This window comes from Accumulibacter sp., from assembly GCF_029255285.1.
Lineage (GTDB): Bacteria > Pseudomonadota > Gammaproteobacteria > Burkholderiales > Rhodocyclaceae > Accumulibacter.
In genome coordinates, this window is sequence record NZ_JAPUVI010000025.1 from 1 (window position 1) to 16,637 (window position 16,637).

Annotated in this window: 11 protein-coding genes; 7 read left to right on the top strand and 4 right to left on the bottom strand. The window is 64.4% G+C overall.

Annotated features, from left to right (window positions below):
• The 7 genes from Q1M07_RS03600 to Q1M07_RS03630 form a co-directional block, all read left to right on the top strand.
• On the top strand, positions 1 to 1,603 hold a 1,603-nt coding region (locus Q1M07_RS03600), incomplete at its 5' end, for a putative Ig domain-containing protein (protein WP_300450836.1).
• A gap of 311 nt (positions 1,604 to 1,914) precedes the next feature.
• Positions 1,915 to 3,300 (top strand): HlyD family type I secretion periplasmic adaptor subunit, encoded by a 1,386-nt coding sequence (locus Q1M07_RS03605; RefSeq protein WP_300450839.1) that lies wholly within the window; start codon positions 1,915 to 1,917, stop codon positions 3,298 to 3,300.
• A 120-nt stretch (positions 3,301 to 3,420) separates the two neighbouring features.
• The gene (locus Q1M07_RS03610; RefSeq protein WP_300450842.1) at positions 3,421 to 5,631 is read left to right on the top strand and encodes a peptidase domain-containing ABC transporter; all 2,211 of its coding nucleotides are present in this window, start codon (positions 3,421 to 3,423) and stop codon (positions 5,629 to 5,631) included.
• A 138-nt stretch (positions 5,632 to 5,769) separates the two neighbouring features.
• Complete coding sequence (locus Q1M07_RS03615; protein WP_300450845.1) at positions 5,770 to 7,401, top strand: mechanosensitive ion channel domain-containing protein; 1,632 nt, start codon at positions 5,770 to 5,772, stop codon at positions 7,399 to 7,401.
• A gap of 74 nt (positions 7,402 to 7,475) precedes the next feature.
• On the top strand, positions 7,476 to 9,488 hold the full coding sequence (locus Q1M07_RS03620; protein WP_300450848.1) for a fused MFS/spermidine synthase: 2,013 nt from the start codon (positions 7,476 to 7,478) through the stop codon (positions 9,486 to 9,488).
• The gene (locus tag Q1M07_RS03625) at positions 9,485 to 11,518 is read left to right on the top strand and encodes a fused MFS/spermidine synthase (RefSeq protein WP_300450851.1); all 2,034 of its coding nucleotides are present in this window, start codon (positions 9,485 to 9,487) and stop codon (positions 11,516 to 11,518) included. Before Q1M07_RS03620 ends, Q1M07_RS03625 begins: the two co-directional genes overlap by 4 nt.
• Positions 11,519 to 11,633: 115 nt before the next feature.
• Positions 11,634 to 12,845, top strand: coding sequence for a glycosyl hydrolase 108 family protein (locus tag Q1M07_RS03630; protein WP_300450854.1), 1,212 nt, complete (start codon positions 11,634 to 11,636; stop codon positions 12,843 to 12,845).
• A 17-nt stretch (positions 12,846 to 12,862) separates the two neighbouring features.
• Here the strand turns inward: Q1M07_RS03630 and Q1M07_RS03635 are convergent, their stop codons facing one another.
• The 4 genes from Q1M07_RS03635 to clpS all read right to left on the bottom strand — a co-directional run bounded on the left by Q1M07_RS03635 (position 12,863) and on the right by clpS (position 16,589).
• Positions 12,863 to 13,369 carry an ankyrin repeat domain-containing protein gene (locus tag Q1M07_RS03635; protein WP_300450856.1) on the bottom strand — a complete coding sequence of 169 codons (507 nt, stop codon included), beginning with the start codon at positions 13,367 to 13,369 and terminating at the stop codon, positions 12,863 to 12,865.
• A 78-nt stretch (positions 13,370 to 13,447) separates the two neighbouring features.
• Entirely contained in the window at positions 13,448 to 13,942 is a 495-nt protein-coding gene (gene rraA / locus Q1M07_RS03640; protein ID WP_300450859.1) for a ribonuclease E activity regulator RraA, read from the bottom strand.
• A gap of 79 nt (positions 13,943 to 14,021) precedes the next feature.
• On the bottom strand, positions 14,022 to 16,280 hold the full coding sequence (clpA, locus tag Q1M07_RS03645) for an ATP-dependent Clp protease ATP-binding subunit ClpA (protein ID WP_300450862.1): 2,259 nt from the start codon (positions 16,278 to 16,280) through the stop codon (positions 14,022 to 14,024).
• Positions 16,281 to 16,589 (bottom strand): ATP-dependent Clp protease adapter ClpS, encoded by a 309-nt coding sequence (gene clpS / locus Q1M07_RS03650; protein ID WP_300450866.1) that lies wholly within the window; start codon positions 16,587 to 16,589, stop codon positions 16,281 to 16,283.
• Positions 16,590 to 16,637: the final 48 nt, after the last annotated feature.

The following is a 16,637-nucleotide window of genomic DNA, read 5'->3' on the forward strand; positions in this document are numbered from 1 at the left end:
CGACGCCGCGCGCGGCGTCTTCTCGGGAACGCCGCAGAACGGCGACGTCGGTTCGCTGGCCATCCGGGTACGCGCCACCGACCGTGCCGGCGCAACCGTGGCGGCGGATTTCACGCTCGCGGTCGATAACGTCAACGATGCACCGCTGGCGTCCACACCGCTGGCCAGCCAGTCGGCGCGCAGCGGCAGCGCGTTCAGGTATCAGCTGCCAGCGGCGGCGTTTATCGATGTGGACGCTGGCGACCGCCTGCTTCTGTCGGCGTCGCTCGACGGTGGCGGAGCACTGCCGGGCTGGCTGCGCTTCGACGCCCCGACGGCGACGTTCTCCGGCACGCCGAGCGGGGGTGCGGCGAACTACGACATCAGCGTCACCGCCAGCGACTTGGCCGGTGCGACGTCGAGCCAGCGCTTTGCGCTCAGCGTCAGCGGTGGGAACGCCATCCCCGTGGCCAATCCCGATACGGCGGCGGTGATCGAAGACCGCCGGCCCTCGGCCTTCGGCAACGTGCTCGCCAACGATCGTGATGACGATGGCCGTACGCCGCTGCGCGTGAGCGATGCGGGTACACGTCGCGGCACCTATGGAATGTTGATGTTGTTGGACAACGGCGTCTATCGCTACCTGCTCGACAACCTCTCGTCACGGGTTCAGGCGCTCGGCGCCGGCGAGCGCGCGGTCGATCGTTTCAGTTACCGGTCGAGCGACGGTCAGGACTTCTCCGTCGGCGAGCTGTCGGTGACGGTGAGCGGAACGAATGATGTGCCGTCGCTGCAAAACCCGCTGCCAGATCTCAGCCTGGCGAGAAACAGCCGTGTCCGTTGGCAGATACCGGCGGACAGCTTTGCCGACCGGGATGCGAGCGACACGCTCGCTTTCTCGGCCAGCCAGGTCAATGGCACGGCATTGCCAAGCTGGCTGAGATTCGACGCCGCGACGCGAACCTTCAGTGGGTACGTGCCCGCAAATGCCCAAGGCGATCTCGCCATCGTCGTTACCGCCAGCGACGGTCACGGCGCCAATTCGAGCGTCGCGGACACCTTCAACATCCGCTTCACGAACGCGGCCGGCCACTCTCACGGGGGAGGCGGCAACGCTTGCGCCATGCCGCCACCGGGGCCGCGCCACCATCAAGGGGCGGGGAATTCCGACGACCACCCGGACAGCCGCGGCGGCCGCCAGGGCGACGATCGCCAGAGCGACTGGGAAAGAGCCTGGGGCGTCGGAGCCTGGGCGGGTGACGATGGCGGCCAGCGGCGCGGGCTGGCCTACCTCGACCGCGACAGCCTCCGTTCGTTCGTCGATTCCTCGCGCGCCGGCGGCAACGACGATCGCCAGCCGAGCGGCAGCCGCGTGCAGGATGACTTCTTCGAGCGCTGGACGGCAATGGACAGGACGCTCAACCGTTTGCTGCAGGAAAGCGATCGTGCCGGATCGTGGCCCGATGCCGGGCATGCCGGCGAGGCGCTTCGCTTCGCCGGGCTGGCGCAGAGTGGCGCCAATCCGATGCGCGGCGGCGTCGATCCCGTCTCGCTCCCCGGTTCCGGCGAACCCTTCCTGAGAAGTTTCCGTGGGTTGCAGGAAGGTGTCGACCGGATCGTTTGATCCGGCCGGGTCGCTGCCGGCGGCGCCCATTCCGGCTCTGGCCGGAATGGGCCGCGGCTGGCGCCTGCCTTGGCCGGCGCCGCCAGCACCCGCCGCACAACCATGCTGACACCCCACGGAGAGAAAAGCCGCCGCCTTTGCCACTGGAATCCGCCAGTGACCGCTCGCCATTACTTGCCAGCTCTCATGCCCACCGACCGTTTTTTTCTGGCGACGGTTCGCCCGCAGGGTGAATCCGCGACGCCTCCGCCGGCGCCGCCGGACGGCCCGCCCAAGCACGCCGCCGGGAGCCTCCAAGGGAGGTTTCCCGGATGAAGCTCTCCTTCAGACTGCCCGCACGCGCCGTGCCGGCCACTCCCGACTATCACCTCTTCTCGCCGCCACTCCTGCGCCTGCAAGAAACGCCACCCAACCCGCTCGGGCTCCGCGTGCTGCACGTGCTGGCCGGCATGCTCGGCTTTCTCCTCCTGTGGGCGCTGGTCGGCCGGCTCGACATCGTCGCCGTCGCCGAAGGCAAGCTCATCCCGCACAGCTACGTCAAGATCGTGCAGCCGGCCGATGCCGGTATCGTCAAGGAAATCCTCGTGCGCGAAGGCGAGACCGTAGCGCCCGGCCAGGTGCTGATGCGCATGGATACCTTGATTACCGAAGCCGACGCCAGAGCGATCGAGGCGGACTGGCAGCGCAAACGTCTGGCCTTGCGCCGTATCGACGCCGAACTGGGCGGCACGCCTTGGATGGGCGAAGTCGGCGACCCGCCGACGCTCGCCGCCGAGGCCGAAGCCCACTATCTTGCCAACCGCCACGCTTTCGAAGCGGCCCAGGCCGAAGAGCGCAGCCGCCTGCTCAAGGCGCGCGCCGAACTGGCTTCCGCCCAACAGGTGCAAGCCAAACTCGACGAGGTGCTGCCGCACTATCGCGAGCAGGACAAGGCTTACGAAAAACTGGTGCAGGATGGCTTTGCTGGCGCGCTGATGGCCAGCGACAAGAAACGCGAGCGCATCGAGAAGGAACAGGAACTGAAGACCCAGGTACACCTCATCGCCTCGGCAAAAGCCAGCATCTCGCAGTCCGAGAACAAGCTTGCCCAGCTCGCATCCGACTACCGGCGAAACCTGCACAACGAGCGCCACGAGGCGCAGGGCGCCTACGACAAGCTGACCCAGGAAATGGCCAAGCAGTCCCACCGCAGGAATCTGCTCGAACTGAGGGCGACGCAGGAAAGCGTCGTCAAGGATTTGGCCACGCACACCGCTGGCACGGTCGTTCAGCCCGGTACCGTGCTGCTGACGCTGGTGCCGACGGAAGAAAGGCTGCGCGCCGAGGTCTGGGTGAGTAACGAGGATATCGGCTTCGTTCGTCGGAACCTGCCGGTGAAACTCAAGTTTGCCGCCTACCCGTTTCAGAAGTACGGCCTGGTCGCCGGCACGGTCGAGCATGTCAGCGCCGACGCGACGGACGGCAGCATCGGGGCGGGCAGTTCGCCTAACGACCGGGCGGCGGCCAATGGGCAGCCGCTGGCCTTCAAGGCGCTGGTGGCGCTGCAGGTGATGTGGCTGGAGATGGATGGGGAGAGGTTCCCGCTCAGTCCCGGCATGCAGACGAGCGCCGAGATCATGCTCGGTACGCGCACGGTCGCGGAGTATCTGCTTTCGCCCGTGCGCAAGGCCTGGCATGAAGCGGCGCGGGAACGGTAGGCGCGGCTCCTCGCCGGCGCCGACCGGATCGTTTTTTCTTGCCTTCATCCAGGCCACACGAGTCGTGGTCGTAAACGACAGGGCTTCGCGGACGAGCCGCAGTTTCCAGAAGCAGAGACCATGCACCAACCCATCTCACTCCTCGAGGAAATCGGGTGCCAGGAAGTCCTCTGGCTGCTCGGCAGCCTCAGCGCGCTCCATCGCTTGCCGTTCGACGCCGCGCTGATCGCGCAGGAATTCCCGCCGCCCTACACTCTGGCCACTCTTCACACCGCCGCCCGCGCACTCGGGTTTAGAACCGGGGATTTGGCCCTCGCCGGCGTCGACTGGCAGAAACTGCCACTGCCGGCGATCGCCTTCCTGCGCCGCGCGCCAGCGGCACCGCAACCCGCCAACCTTGCTCCGCCTTCGCTGGTGCCGGCTCCGTCGACGGACGAATCCTCCTCGCGGGAAGCCGGGTGCACCCCGATCCTCGTCCTCCGGGTGGACGGCGAACGGCTGCTCTACTGCCGCCCCGGCGAGCAGACGCCGGACATCGTCCCTCTTGCCACGGCTGCCGAATACCTTGCCTCTCGGATCATCGTCGTCGCCAGGGAGGCGGCGGCGGCCGGCGAAGGGGAAGAGATCGCCGGATTCCCGGCGGAGAATGAACGCTTCGGTTTTCGCTGGTTCATCCCCGAACTGCTCAAATACAAAGCCATCTGGCGTGACGTGCTTACCGCGAGCCTGGCCATCCAGCTCGTCGGTCTGGCGACACCGCTGTTCACGCAAGTCATCATCGACAAGGTCATCGTGCACCACAGCCAAAGCACGCTGGTCGTGCTCGGCATGGCGCTTGTCATGTTCATGCTGTTTAGCGCCGGCATGACCTGGTTGCGCCAATACCTCGTCCTGCATACCGGCAACCGCATCGACGCCGTGCTCGGCAGCCAGGTCTTCGCGCATCTTCTCCGGTTGCCGCTGCCGTACTTCGAACATCGCCCCACCGGGACGCTGGTTGCCCGCCTGCAGGGCGTCGAAACGATCCGCGAGTTCGTTTCCGGCGCGGCCGTGTCGCTGATTCTCGATTTGCCGTTCCTGCTCGTCTTCCTGGTCGTGATGTTTGCCTACAGTTGGCAGCTCTCGCTGATTGCCGTTTCACTGCTCGGCGCCATCGCCGGCGTCAGCTTTCTCGTGGCGCCCCTGCTGCGCGACAAGCTCAACCGGCAGTTCCTGCTCGGCGCCCGCAATCAGGCGTTTCTGACCGAATACATTGCCGGCATGGCAACGGTGAAAGCGCTGCAAATGGAGCCGGACATCGACCGCAAATATGGCGACTACCTCGCCCAGGTCCTGGCCGCCGGCTTCGCCACGAAACAGGTCGGCAATACCTACCACGTCGTCGCCAATGGACTGGAACAGGTGATGACGCTGGCCATCCTCATCACCGGGGCGCTGCTGGTGATGCAGAACGACGGTTCTGCGACGGAGCCCCGGACCGGCTTTACGGTCGGCATGCTCGTCGCCTTCCAGATGTTCGCCGGGCGGATGAGCCAGCCGTTGCTGAGAATCGTCGGCCTGTGGCAGGAATTCCAGCAAGCCAGCATCGCCGTCAAGCGCCTCGGCGACATCCTCGACATGCCGTTGGAGCCGCACACGCTGACACCGAACAACGAAAAAGCCGGCCAGGGGCGGCTGACCATCGTCGATCTGGCTTTCCGCTATTCCGATCATCATCCTTGGCTCTATCAGCAACTCACATTCGCTTTCCAGCCCGGCCGGCTTACCGTGGTCACCGGGCCTTCGGGCTGCGGCAAGAGCACGCTGGCCAAGCTGATGCTCGGTTTCTACCAGCCGGTGGCCGGCCACATCGCTCTCGACGGCAAGGACATCCGGTATCTCGCCGCCAACGAGCTGCGCGCGACTTTCGGCGTCGTGCCGCAGGAGACGGTGCTTTTCGCCGGAACGCTCTACGACAATCTGGTGATGGCCCATCCGCATGCGAGCTTCGAGGACGTGATCGCCGCCTGCAAGGCCGCCGAGATCCACGAAGTGATCGAGAAGCTGCCCAAGGCTTACCAGACCGAGATCGGAGAACGGGGCAGCGGCCTGTCGGGTGGGCAGCGACAGCGCATCGCCATCGCCCGGGCGCTGCTCAAGCGGCCGAGGATTCTGATTTTCGATGAGGCGGTTTCCAATCTCGATCAGCAAACGGCGGAACACCTGGCCAAGACGATCAATCGGCTCAAGGGCAAGGCGACGATGATCCTGATCACGCATTACATCCCGCGGGGCTTGCAGGTCGATGAGGTTTTCAGTTTGGGCAGCACGCCATCCCGCTCCCCCCCGTAGGAGATTTCGCTGCTCGCGCCAGTCATGCTTGGAGGGTGATTCTCGGCGGCGCGCAGAGTCGCCCATCTGGGAATGGGGTCGCCGCCCGTCGCGGCGGCTATAATTCGCCGCTATCGTCGCTGCCGCCCGGATTTCCCCATGACCTCCCTCTCGTTGCTCTGCTCGAAGCTGTCCGTCGTGCTGCTGACCTGTCTCCTGCTCGTCTCCGGCGCCAGTCCAGACGTACTGGCAGCGGACGAGAAGCACAGCCAGGAAGCGACCTTGCAATACCATTTTCGACCGGTCTTCACTTTCCGGACCAACTTCGTCGGCGCGACTCCGGAGGCGCGCGTGCGCCGGGCGCTGAACCGCATCGAAGCACTGCCACCGGCGGCGATGGAGCAGCCGATCGCGCTGACGCCTTTCACCATCGACGGCCGGAACGGCATCAGCCTGCATATCGGTGAGGCAGTTCTGTTCAACGTGCTGGCCGGCGATCTCGACCCGGAAGAGGGCATGACGCTCGACGCGGCAGCGCGGCGAGCGGCGCAGCAATTGACCGCCGCTCTGCGGGCGGCAGCCGAGCAGAGCCGGCCGATGGTGCTCTTGAAAGGTCTCGGCCTGTCGCTGCTGGCCACGCTGATCGCGCTCGTCGTGCTCTGGCTGATCAGGCGGGCAACCGCCCTGCTGGTCGGGCGCCTGCAGAAGGTGATCGAAGCCGAGAACGCTTCGACCAGCTTGCGCTGGGCGAAGCACGGCTGGCTGCTGGTGCAACGGGTGGCGCAACTGCTGATGGGTTTCCTTTGGTTGAGCGTCGCCTATCTCTGGCTGACTTTCGTGCTGGCGCGCTTCCCGCTTACCGAGGCGCTTGGCGACCGCCTGTCGGATTTTCTGTTCGGCCTGCTGAACACTTTCGGCATGGGGTTACTGCATGCCATGCCCGCGCTCACCACGGCGCTCATCATCCTGTTCCTCACCAAGGCGTTCAACGACGCCGTCGGCAACTTCTTCAAGGCGGCGAAGGAGGGTCGGGTGCAGGTGCCGGGCCTGCATCCGGAAACCGTCACCGCGACGCACCGCATCGTCTCGATCCTGATCTGGGGGCTGGGCATCGCGATCGCCTACCCCTTCATTCCCATGTCCGACAGCGACGCTTTCAAGGGCTTGTCGGTAATGTTCGGCTTCATGCTGACGCTGGGCTCGGCGGGAATCGTCAATCAGCTCATGAGCGGCCTGGTGCTGGTGTACTCGCGCGCGCTGTCAGTCGGCGACTTCGTCGACCTGGGCGAAACCGTCGGCGTGGTGAGCGAGGTCGGTGCGCTGTCGACCAAGATCATCAACATGCGTAACGAGGAGGTGACGATTCCCAACGCAGTCCTCGTCGGCAGCCCGATCAAGAACTACTCGCGCCTGGCGGGAGCACGCGGCACGCTGGTGTCGACCAAGGTGACCATCGGCTACGACACGCCGTGGCGGCAGGTGCACGCGATGCTGATCGCGGCCGCCGAGCAGACCCCCGGTTTGCGTGCCGCGCCACGCCCGTTCGTCTTTCAGCGCAGCCTGGCCGACTGGTACGTCGAGTACGAATTGTTCGCACACATGGACAAGCCGCTCGATCGCGTCGCCGTGCTGTCGGCGCTGCACGCCAACATCCAGGATCAGTTCAACACCTACGGCGTGCAGATCATGTCGCCGCACTTCGTCGTCCAGCCAGCCGGCAACGTCGTCGTGCCGCCCGGCAGATGGCACGCGGCGCCGGCGGCGGCAGAAACGCCACACAGCGAAAGCTGACCGTTCAATCAGCGCGACCAAGGTCGGCCCGGCCGCCGGAAACCCACCGTTTCGCGTTCTCCCAGGATTCTTCGATGATCAGCTTCGCCACGACCGTTTTCCTATCCGCCTTCCTGCTTTTCCAGATCCAGCCGATGGTCGCCAAGATGATCCTCCCCTGGTTCGGCGGTTCGTCGTCGGTCTGGAGCATCTGCCTGGTCTTCTTTCAGGCCGAACTGCTGCTGGGTTATCTCTACGTCCATCTGCTGCACGAGTCGTTCTCGCCACGCCGTCAGAACCTTCTGCATGGCGTGCTGCTGCTGCTCAGTCTGGCGACGCTGCCGGTGATCGCCAACCCGGCGCTCGGCAGCGGATTCGACAACCCCACCTGGAGTGTCCTGGTCGTTCTCGCGGCGGCCGTCGGCCTGCCCTATCTGCTGCTGTCGACCACCGGTCCGCTGATGCAGGCCTGGTACGCGCGCTCGTTCAACAGCTTGATGCCCTATCGCCTGTATGCGCTGTCCAACCTGGCGTCGATGCTCGCGCTGTTGAGCTATCCGCTGCTCGTCGAGCCGTATTTTCCGGTGCGCGACCAAGCCTGGGGCTGGTCGATCGCCTATGTTTTCTTCGTCGTCGCCTGCCTGGCAAGCGCCTGGCAGTCATGGCAGGGAGTCCCACGGGAAAGCGAGCGAAGCGCTGCCGCCAGCGAGGCAACGCCGCGCCCGGCCTGGAGCGAGTGCCTCCTGTGGATCGGCCTGGCGATGACAGCGTCGATCCTGCTGCTGGCCATCACCCGGCATCTGACGCAGGATGTGGCGCCGGTTCCCTTCCTGTGGGTGCTGCCGCTGAGCATCTACCTGTTGAGCTTCATTCTCTGCTTCGACGCGCCACGCTACTATTACCGGCCGGGATTCCTCGTCGCGCTGCCGATCGCCCTGCTCGCCCTCGATCGCGTGGTCGACGGCGGCGGCATGCCGGTGCCGGCACTCGTCGCCCTGCTCTCGCTGGCGCTGTTCGTCTTCTGCATGGTCTGTCACGGCGAACTGGTCAGGCGCCGGCCGCCGGTTCGCCACCTGACGCTGTTCTATCTGATGCTGTCGATCGGCGGTGCGCTCGGCGGTTCCTTTGTCGGGCTGGTCGCTCCGGCGCTGTTCAACGCCTATTTCGAACTGCCGATCGGCCTGTTCCTTTGTGCCGGGCTGGCGATCGTCGTTCTCTGGCGTGATCTCAAGCCTGGCTGGCGCTGGCTGCTGCTGCTCGCCCTGCTGGCCTACACCTATCGTCTCGGCGAGATCTCGGTCGACTACGTGGCCGAGTATCGACGCGTGCTGCGCAACTTCTACGGCCAGTTGCGGGTCGCCGACGTGAGCTACGACGACCTGGGGGTCAAGCGCGCGATCTACCACGGGCGGATCAATCATGGCGAACAGTTCCTGGCGGCCGAGCATCGCCGGCGGCCGACGGCCTACTACTGCGAGAAGTCGGGCATCGGCCAGACGATTCGCCACCTGGCCGGCCAGGGACCGCTGAAGATCGGCATCCTCGGCCTGGGTACCGGCACTCTGGCGACTTATGGCCGAGCCGGCGACGAGATGCGCATTTACGAGATCAACGAACAGGTGGTCGACCTGGCGCGTAACGAGTTCAGCTATCTCGGCGACAGCGCGGCGCGGATCGTCCCCGTGCTCGGCGACGGCCGTCTGATGCTCGAGCGCGAGCCGGCGCAGAACTACGACTTGCTGGCCATCGACGCCTTTTCGGGCGATTCGATCCCGACTCATCTGCTGACCCTGGAGGCGATGCAGGTCTATCTGCGCCAACTGAAGGACGACGGCGTGCTGGCGATCCACATCACCAACCGTTACCTCGATCTGCGCCCGGTGGTTGCCGGCGCTGCCGCGCAACTGGGCGGCAGCGCCCTTCTGCTCGACCTCGAGCCGGAAGACGGCGACCGCTTCTGCCGCCATTCGCTGTGGGCGCTGATTACCCGTCCGGAACGGGCGGCGACGCTGGCACAGGGTTTGAAGAACGCCGAAAAACTTGCTCCCCGCCCTGGTTTCAAGGTATGGACCGATGATTTCTCGAATCTGCTGAGTATCCTGAAGTGAGCCTCGCGGTCGCCGGTTTTGCCTGCACGGTCTTCCTGTCGGCTTTCCTGCTTTTCCAGATCCAGCCGATCGTCGGCAAGATGATCCTGCCCTGGTTCGGCGGGTCGTCGTCGGTCTGGAGCGTCTGCCTCGTTTTTTTCCAGGCCGAGCTGCTCCTCGGTTACCTTTACGTTCATTTGCTGAACGAGTGGTTTTCACCGCGTCGCCAGAATCTGGTACATGCCGGCCTGCTGTTGCTCAGCCTCGCCACGCTGCCGGTGGTCGCCCAGCCGGGCTGGCCGGGCAGCTCGATCGACAACCCGACGTGGAGTGTTCTCGCGGTGCTCGCGGTGGCCGTCGGCGCTCCGTATCTGCTGCTGTCGACCACCGGTCCGCTGATGCAGGCCTGGTACGCGCGCGCCTTTTCGAGCGCGATGCCTTACCGGCTTTACGCACTCTCGAATCTGGCTTCGATGCTCGCCCTGCTGAGCTATCCGGTGTTCGTCGAGCCCTATTTCGCGGTGCACGAGCAGGCCATCGGCTGGTCGGTGGCTTACGTGGTCTTCGTCGGTGTTTGCCTGGCCAGCGCCTGGCAGTCGTGGCGGCGGTCGGCGAACGAGTCAGAAGCGGCGACGGTCAGCGCCGAAGCAACGCCGGCACCGGCGCCTGCCTGGAACGAGTGCCTGCTCTGGGTGGGCCTGGCGATGACCGCGTCGATCCTGCTGCTGGCGCTGACACGCCAATTGACGCAGGACATCGCCCCGGTCCCTTTTCTGTGGGTGCTGCCGCTCAGCATCTACCTGTTGAGCTTCATCCTTTGCTTCGACGCGCCGCGCTACTACTACCGGCCCGGATTTCTGGCCGCCCTGCCGATCGCCCTGCTGGCCGTCGATCGGGTGCTTACCGGCAGCAGCCTCCCGGTGCCTATCCTGATCGGGCTGCTGTCGTTCGCGCTGTTCGTCTTCTGCATGATCTGTCACGGCGAGCTGGTGCGGCGCCGGCCGTCCGTCCGCCATCTAACGCTGTTCTATCTGATGCTGTCGATCGGAGGCGCGCTCGGCGGGGTCCTCGTCGGCCTCGTCGCCCCGGCAGCGTTCAACGCCTATTTCGAATTGCCGATCGGTCTGTTCCTGTGCGCTGTGCTGGTCATCGTTGTCCTCTGGCGCGATCTGCGGCCACGATGGCGCTGGCTGCTGCTCGCCCTTCTGCTGGCACACGGTTTGCGGCTGGGTGCGATCTCGGTCGACTACGTCAAGGACTACCGCCGCGTGTTACGCAACTTCTACGGCCAGTTGCGCGTCGTCGACGTAGTCGACGACGAACTGGGCGTCAAGCGCAAGATGGTGCATGGCGTGATCTACCATGGCGAACAGTTTCTCGCCGAAGCGCTGCGCCGGCAGCCTACGGCGTATTTCTGCGAAACCTCCGGCATTGGCCGCGCAATGCTTGGCCTGGCGGGCAACGAAGCACGGCGGATCGGCATTCTCGGGCTGGGTGTCGGGACCCTGGCCAGCTACGGCCGCGCGGGCGACGAGATGCGGATCTACGAAATCAACGATCAGGTTCTCGAGCTGGCGCGCAGCGAGTTCAGCTACCTCGCCGACAGCCGGGCGCGCATCGTTCCGGTGCTCGGTGACGCTCGCCTGGTACTCGAACGCGAGCCGCCCCAGAACTTCGATCTGCTGGTCATGGACGCTTTTTCCGGCGATTCGGTGCCGACCCATCTGCTGACCCGCGAGGCGATGCAGGTCTATTTCCGCCATTTGAAGCCTGACGGCCTGCTGGCCATCAATATCAGCAACCGCTACCTCGACCTGCGGCCGGTGGTCGCGGCCGCCGCCGAGGCACTCGGGCGGACGGCCTTGATCATCACCGCCCAGCCCGACCCCGGCGACCGCTTCTGCCTCTATTCGGTCTGGGTGCTGATCGTGGACCGCGAGCGGCTGGCGAGTCTGCCCGCCGATCTGCAGCAAGCGGAAGTACTCGTGCCGCGCCCCGGTTTCGCGGCCTGGACCGACGCCTTCTCGAATCTCTTCGGAATTCTCCGCTGAGGTCGGCGGGTATCGGTCAGCGACCTGCCGCCGCATTGACTGGGTTCGCCAGGGCAACCTATACTGAAACCGCCGATCTTCGCTGACCGACCATCACTTTCCGGAAGGAACGTCCATGCTGCCGCTGATTCCTTTGGCTTTGTCCATCGTTCCCGAACTGATCAAGATGGTGGCCGGCGACAAGGCAGGTGTCGTCGCCAGCACGGTCGCGAACGTCGTACAGGAGGTTACGGGGACGCCCGACGCGCTGGAAGCGCAGCGCAAGCTGGCCGCTGACCCGGCGTTGGCGGTTCAGTTGCGCGTGCGTCTGGCCGAAATCGCGCTGGAAACGCAGAAGGCGATCGATTTGGCAGCCGAGCAGCAGCGTCAGGCCGAACTGTCGGCAATCCAAAAAGCGCTGGAAAACACCCAGGGCGCACGCAGCACCATGGTGGATTTGGTGCAATCGGGCAGCGCAATCGCCTGGGGCGCGCCTGTCGTTTCGGTGATCGTGACGGCGGGTTTCTTCCTCTTCCTGATCGTCCTGATCAATACCCGGCTGGAAGACAACCCGCTCGTCGCCAACGCCATCAACATCACCGTCGGCGCGCTGGCGGCGGCCTTCGCGACGGTGGTGAATTTCTGGCTGGGGTCGTCGCAGAGCTCGCGTGACAAGGATGCGACCAATCGCTCGCTGCAGGAAGTAGCGCTCAACCTCACGGCGTCCACGGCCGATCGCACCGAACGTGTGGTGCAGGCGATCGCCGCCGGGGGCGCCAGACCGGCTGCGCCGGCGGCGCCGACGAGCGATGCAAAGTTCGACAAGTGCCTGGCCGTCGTTCTCGACCACGAGGGCGGCTTCAGCGACCACGCACGCGATCCGGGCGGTCCGACCAACCTGGGCATCACTCTGCGCACGCTCGCCGATTGGCAGGGCCTGAAGCTCGATGAACTGGCGGACGATGCCAAAGAAAAACTGATCGCCGACCTGAAGGCGCTGACCCGCCGCGAAGCGGCCGAAATCTACCGCGCCAACTATTGGTTGCCGATGCGTTGCGGCGATCTGCCAGCGGGAGTCGATCTGATGGTCTTCGATTTCGGCGTCAATGCCGGTCCGCGCCGCTCGGTGAAACTCCTGCAACGCGCCGCCGGGGTGACCGACGACGGTTCGGTCGGGCCCAAGACGCTGGCCGCCGTAATGGCTGCCGACCAACTGGCGATGATCGGCGAAATGTCGGAAAACCGGCTCGCCTACTACCGCTCGCTGGAAAATTTCGATGTCTTCGGTGCCGGCTGGACCAACCGCACGCAGCAGGTCAGTGCCTTGGCGCGGGCGATGGTCAACTGACCGGCGGAGACCGGCGGCTACTTCTTGTCCATTTCCCGAGCGGCCCGGATCATGTCGGCATCGAGGACGGCGGTATCCGTTCCGTAGCAACGGGTCATTTCGATTTCTTCGACGACCGGGATCTCCGCGCCACGTCCGCCGAACGGGGTCGTCGTGGCGCCGTACTGGTGCCCGCGCCAGCGGGCGATCATGATCTCCTGTTCGGTCAGCCCGGTCTTCATGCCGGGCGGAATCTCCGCGCCGAGTTCGACGAGAACCTTGACCACTTCATGCCGACCACCGCGGATGGCCATCGACAAAGGCGACGTCGGCCGGGAATTGTCAGGCAAATTGACTTTGGCCCCGCGGCTCACCAGTTCCCGCACGATGTCCGGGAAGCCCATGAAGCAGGCGACGCCGAGCGGCAGACCCGGATCGCCCTGGCCGTCGTCCAGCTCAGCCTTGGCGCCGGCGTCCAGTACCGCGCGCACATCCTGAAGACGGCCGCTGCGTATTGCTTTGATCAGGTCAATGGCAGAACTCACGATCAATCTCCGAAATAGGCAGGTCCAAGGCAGCGAGCGTGATCGTTCAGGCTGGAGTAAGCGCTCCGCCCTCGCCCGTCAGCCGAGCGGTTGGCTGCTGACGACGATTCCGTCGTCGTCAACATAAATCCACTCCCCGGGCCGGAAAGTGACGCCGCCGAAACTTACCGCCAGATCGCGGTCGCCAGCACCCTTCTTGATGCTCTTCAGCGGATGGGTGTCGAGCGCCCGTACGCCGATGTCAAGGCGGCCGATATCGGCCGAATCCCGGATGCAGCCGTAGACGACCATGCCTTCCCAGCCGTTCCCCTGCGCCAGAATCGCCAGCTGGTCGCCGACCAGTGCGCAGCGCAGCGAACCACCGCCATCGACCACCAGTACCCGGCCCCGGCCGTCGCCGGCGAGGGCTTCGCGGACCAGCGAGTTGTCCTCGAACAGCTTGAGCGTGACGATCTGCCCACAGAAGGCCATCCGCCCGCCGTAGGGCCGGAACATCGGCGCGACGACGCGCACGCTGCCATCGCGCAGGCCGTTTTCGTGCTGGTCGAGAAGGTCGGCGGTCTTGATGGTCATCGCACTACCCTGGTTTGCTCGGCGGCAAAAAAGTCAAAGGGAGAAAGCGTGTTGATGCGGCACGAAACGCGCGCTGCTTTCAGGTGACCGTCTCCGGCTCCTCCTCGAAGATCAGCTTGACCTTCTTGTCGGCGTCGAGATCGACCGTGACGTGACCGCCATTGGCCAGCCGGCCAAACAGAAGCTCGTCGGCCAACGAAGAGCGAATCGTGTCCTGGATCAGTCGGGCCATCGGCCGGGCACCGAGCAAGGGATCGAAACCGCGCGCCGCGAGGTGCTCTTTCAATGCGGCGGTGAACACGGCGTCCACCTTCTTCTCGTGCAGTTGCACTTCCAGTTGCATCAGGAACTTGTCCACCACGCGCAGGATCACGTCGTGGTCGAGCGCCTTGAACGAGATCGTGGCATCCAGCCGGTTGCGGAACTCGGGAGTGAAGATTCGCTTGATCTCGACCATTTCATCGCCCGCCTGCCGCGACGGGGTGAAGCCCATCGTGGTCTTCTGAATCGCTTCCTGTCCGGCGTTGGTGGTCATGATGATGACGACGTTGCGGAAGTCCGCCTTGCGCCCGTTGTTGTCGGTCAGCGTGCCGTGATCCATGACCTGCAGCAGAATGTTGTAGACGTCCGGATGTGCCTTCTCGATTTCGTCGAGCAGCAGGACGCTGTACGGTTTCTTGGTGATCGCTTCGGTCAACAAACCGCCCTGGTCGAAACCGACATAGCCGGGCGGTGCGCCAATCAGTCTCGATACGGCATGACGTTCCATGTACTCCGACATGTCGAAGCGGATCAGTTCATTGCCCAGGCAATACGCCAGCTGTTTGGCGACCTCGGTCTTGCCGACGCCGGTCGGACCCGAAAACAGGAAACTCCCGATCGGCTTGGTCGGGTTGCCGAGGCCGGAGCGTGCCATCTTGATGGCTCTCGCCAAGGCATCGATCGCCGCTTCCTGGCCAAAGACCACGGCCTTCAGATCGCGGTCGAGGTTGCGCAGGCTGGCGCGATCGTCCGTCGATACGTGCGTCGAAGGGATGCGCGCGATCTTGGCGACGATCTCTTCAATGTCGATCTTGCCGATCAGCTTCTTCTGCCTGGACTTCGGCAGTATGCGTTGCGCGGCACCCGCTTCGTCGATGACGTCGATCGCTTTGTCCGGCAGGTGGCGGTCGGTGATGAAGCGTACCGAAAGATCGACCGCCGTGGTCAGCGCGGCCGCCGAGTACTTGATCCCGTGGTGCGACTCGAAACGCGACTTCAAGCCCTTGAGGATTTCCACCGCTTCCGCGCTCGACGGCTCGTTGACGTCGATTTTCTGGAAACGCCGCGACAACGCATGATCCTTCTCGAAGATGCCGCGGTACTCGTTGTAGGTCGTCGCACCGATGCACTTCAGCTGGCCGGTGGACAGCGCCGGCTTGAGCAGGTTGGAGGCGTCGAGCGTACCGCCCGACGCCGAGCCGGCGCCGATCAGGGTGTGGATCTCGTCGATGAACAGAATTGCCTGCGGGTTTTCGCTCAGTTGCTTGAGAACGCCCTTCAGGCGTTGCTCGAAGTCGCCCCGATATTTCGTTCCGGCCAGCAGCGAGCCCATGTCGAGGCAATAGACGTTGGCTTTGGCGAGAATCTCGGGAATGTCGCATTCGACGATTCGCCGCGCCAATCCTTCGGCGATCGCGGTCTTGCCGACGCCGGCTTCGCCGACCAGCAACGGGTTGTTCTTGCGCCTTCGGCAGAGCGTCTGGATGACACGCTCGAGTTCCCGGTCACGACCGATCAAAGGATCGATCTTGCCCTGTAAAGCCAAGCCATTGAGGTTGATGGTGTAGCTTTCGAGGGGGCCAGCAGCACCTTGCTGCTCGCTTTCCGGCTCCGCCTCCTGATCATTACGCGGCGCGCTCTGCGGCACCTTGCTGATGCCATGCGAAATGAAATTGACCACGTCCAAGCGGGTGACGCCCTGCTTCTGCAGATAGTAGACCGCGTGCGAATCCTTCTCGCCGAAGATCGCCACAAGGACGTTGGCACCGTTGACCTCCTTGCGGCCGGAGGATTGCACATGCAGGATGGCACGCTGGATGACGCGCTGAAAACCCAGCGTGGGTTGCGTATCGATTTCATCCTCGCCGGACACGGTTGGCGTGTGCTCGCCGATGAACCTCGCCAAATCCTTGCGCAGTTGCTCGACACTGGCGCCGCACGCGCGCAGCGCTTCGGCTGCGGAAGGGTTGTCGACCAAGGCGAGAAGCAGATGTTCGACGGTGATGAACTCATGGCGTTTCTGCCGGGCCTCGACAAATGCCATGTGCAAGCTGACTTCCAGTTCCTGCGCAATCATTCAGTTTTCCTCCATTACGCAAGCCAGCGGGTGCTGGTTGCTTCGAGCGAAGGTCGTGACCTGTTCGACTTTCGTCGCGGCGACGTCACGCGGGAAAACCCCACACACGCCTTTGCCCTCGTTGTGAACTTTGAGCATGATGCGCGTCGCGTGTTCTCGATCCATCCGAAAAAACCTCTGCAGAACAATGATCACGAAGTCCATCGGTGTGAAGTCGTCGTTCAGCAGCAGGACCTTGAACATGGGTGGCGGCTTGATCTGCGCGCGCCTTGTTTCGAGCAGTGTGCCATCCTGATGCTTTGTCGCCATGGTTCAATTCTAACCAGTCTTTCCGGATGCGCAATACCGCTTGCCGCC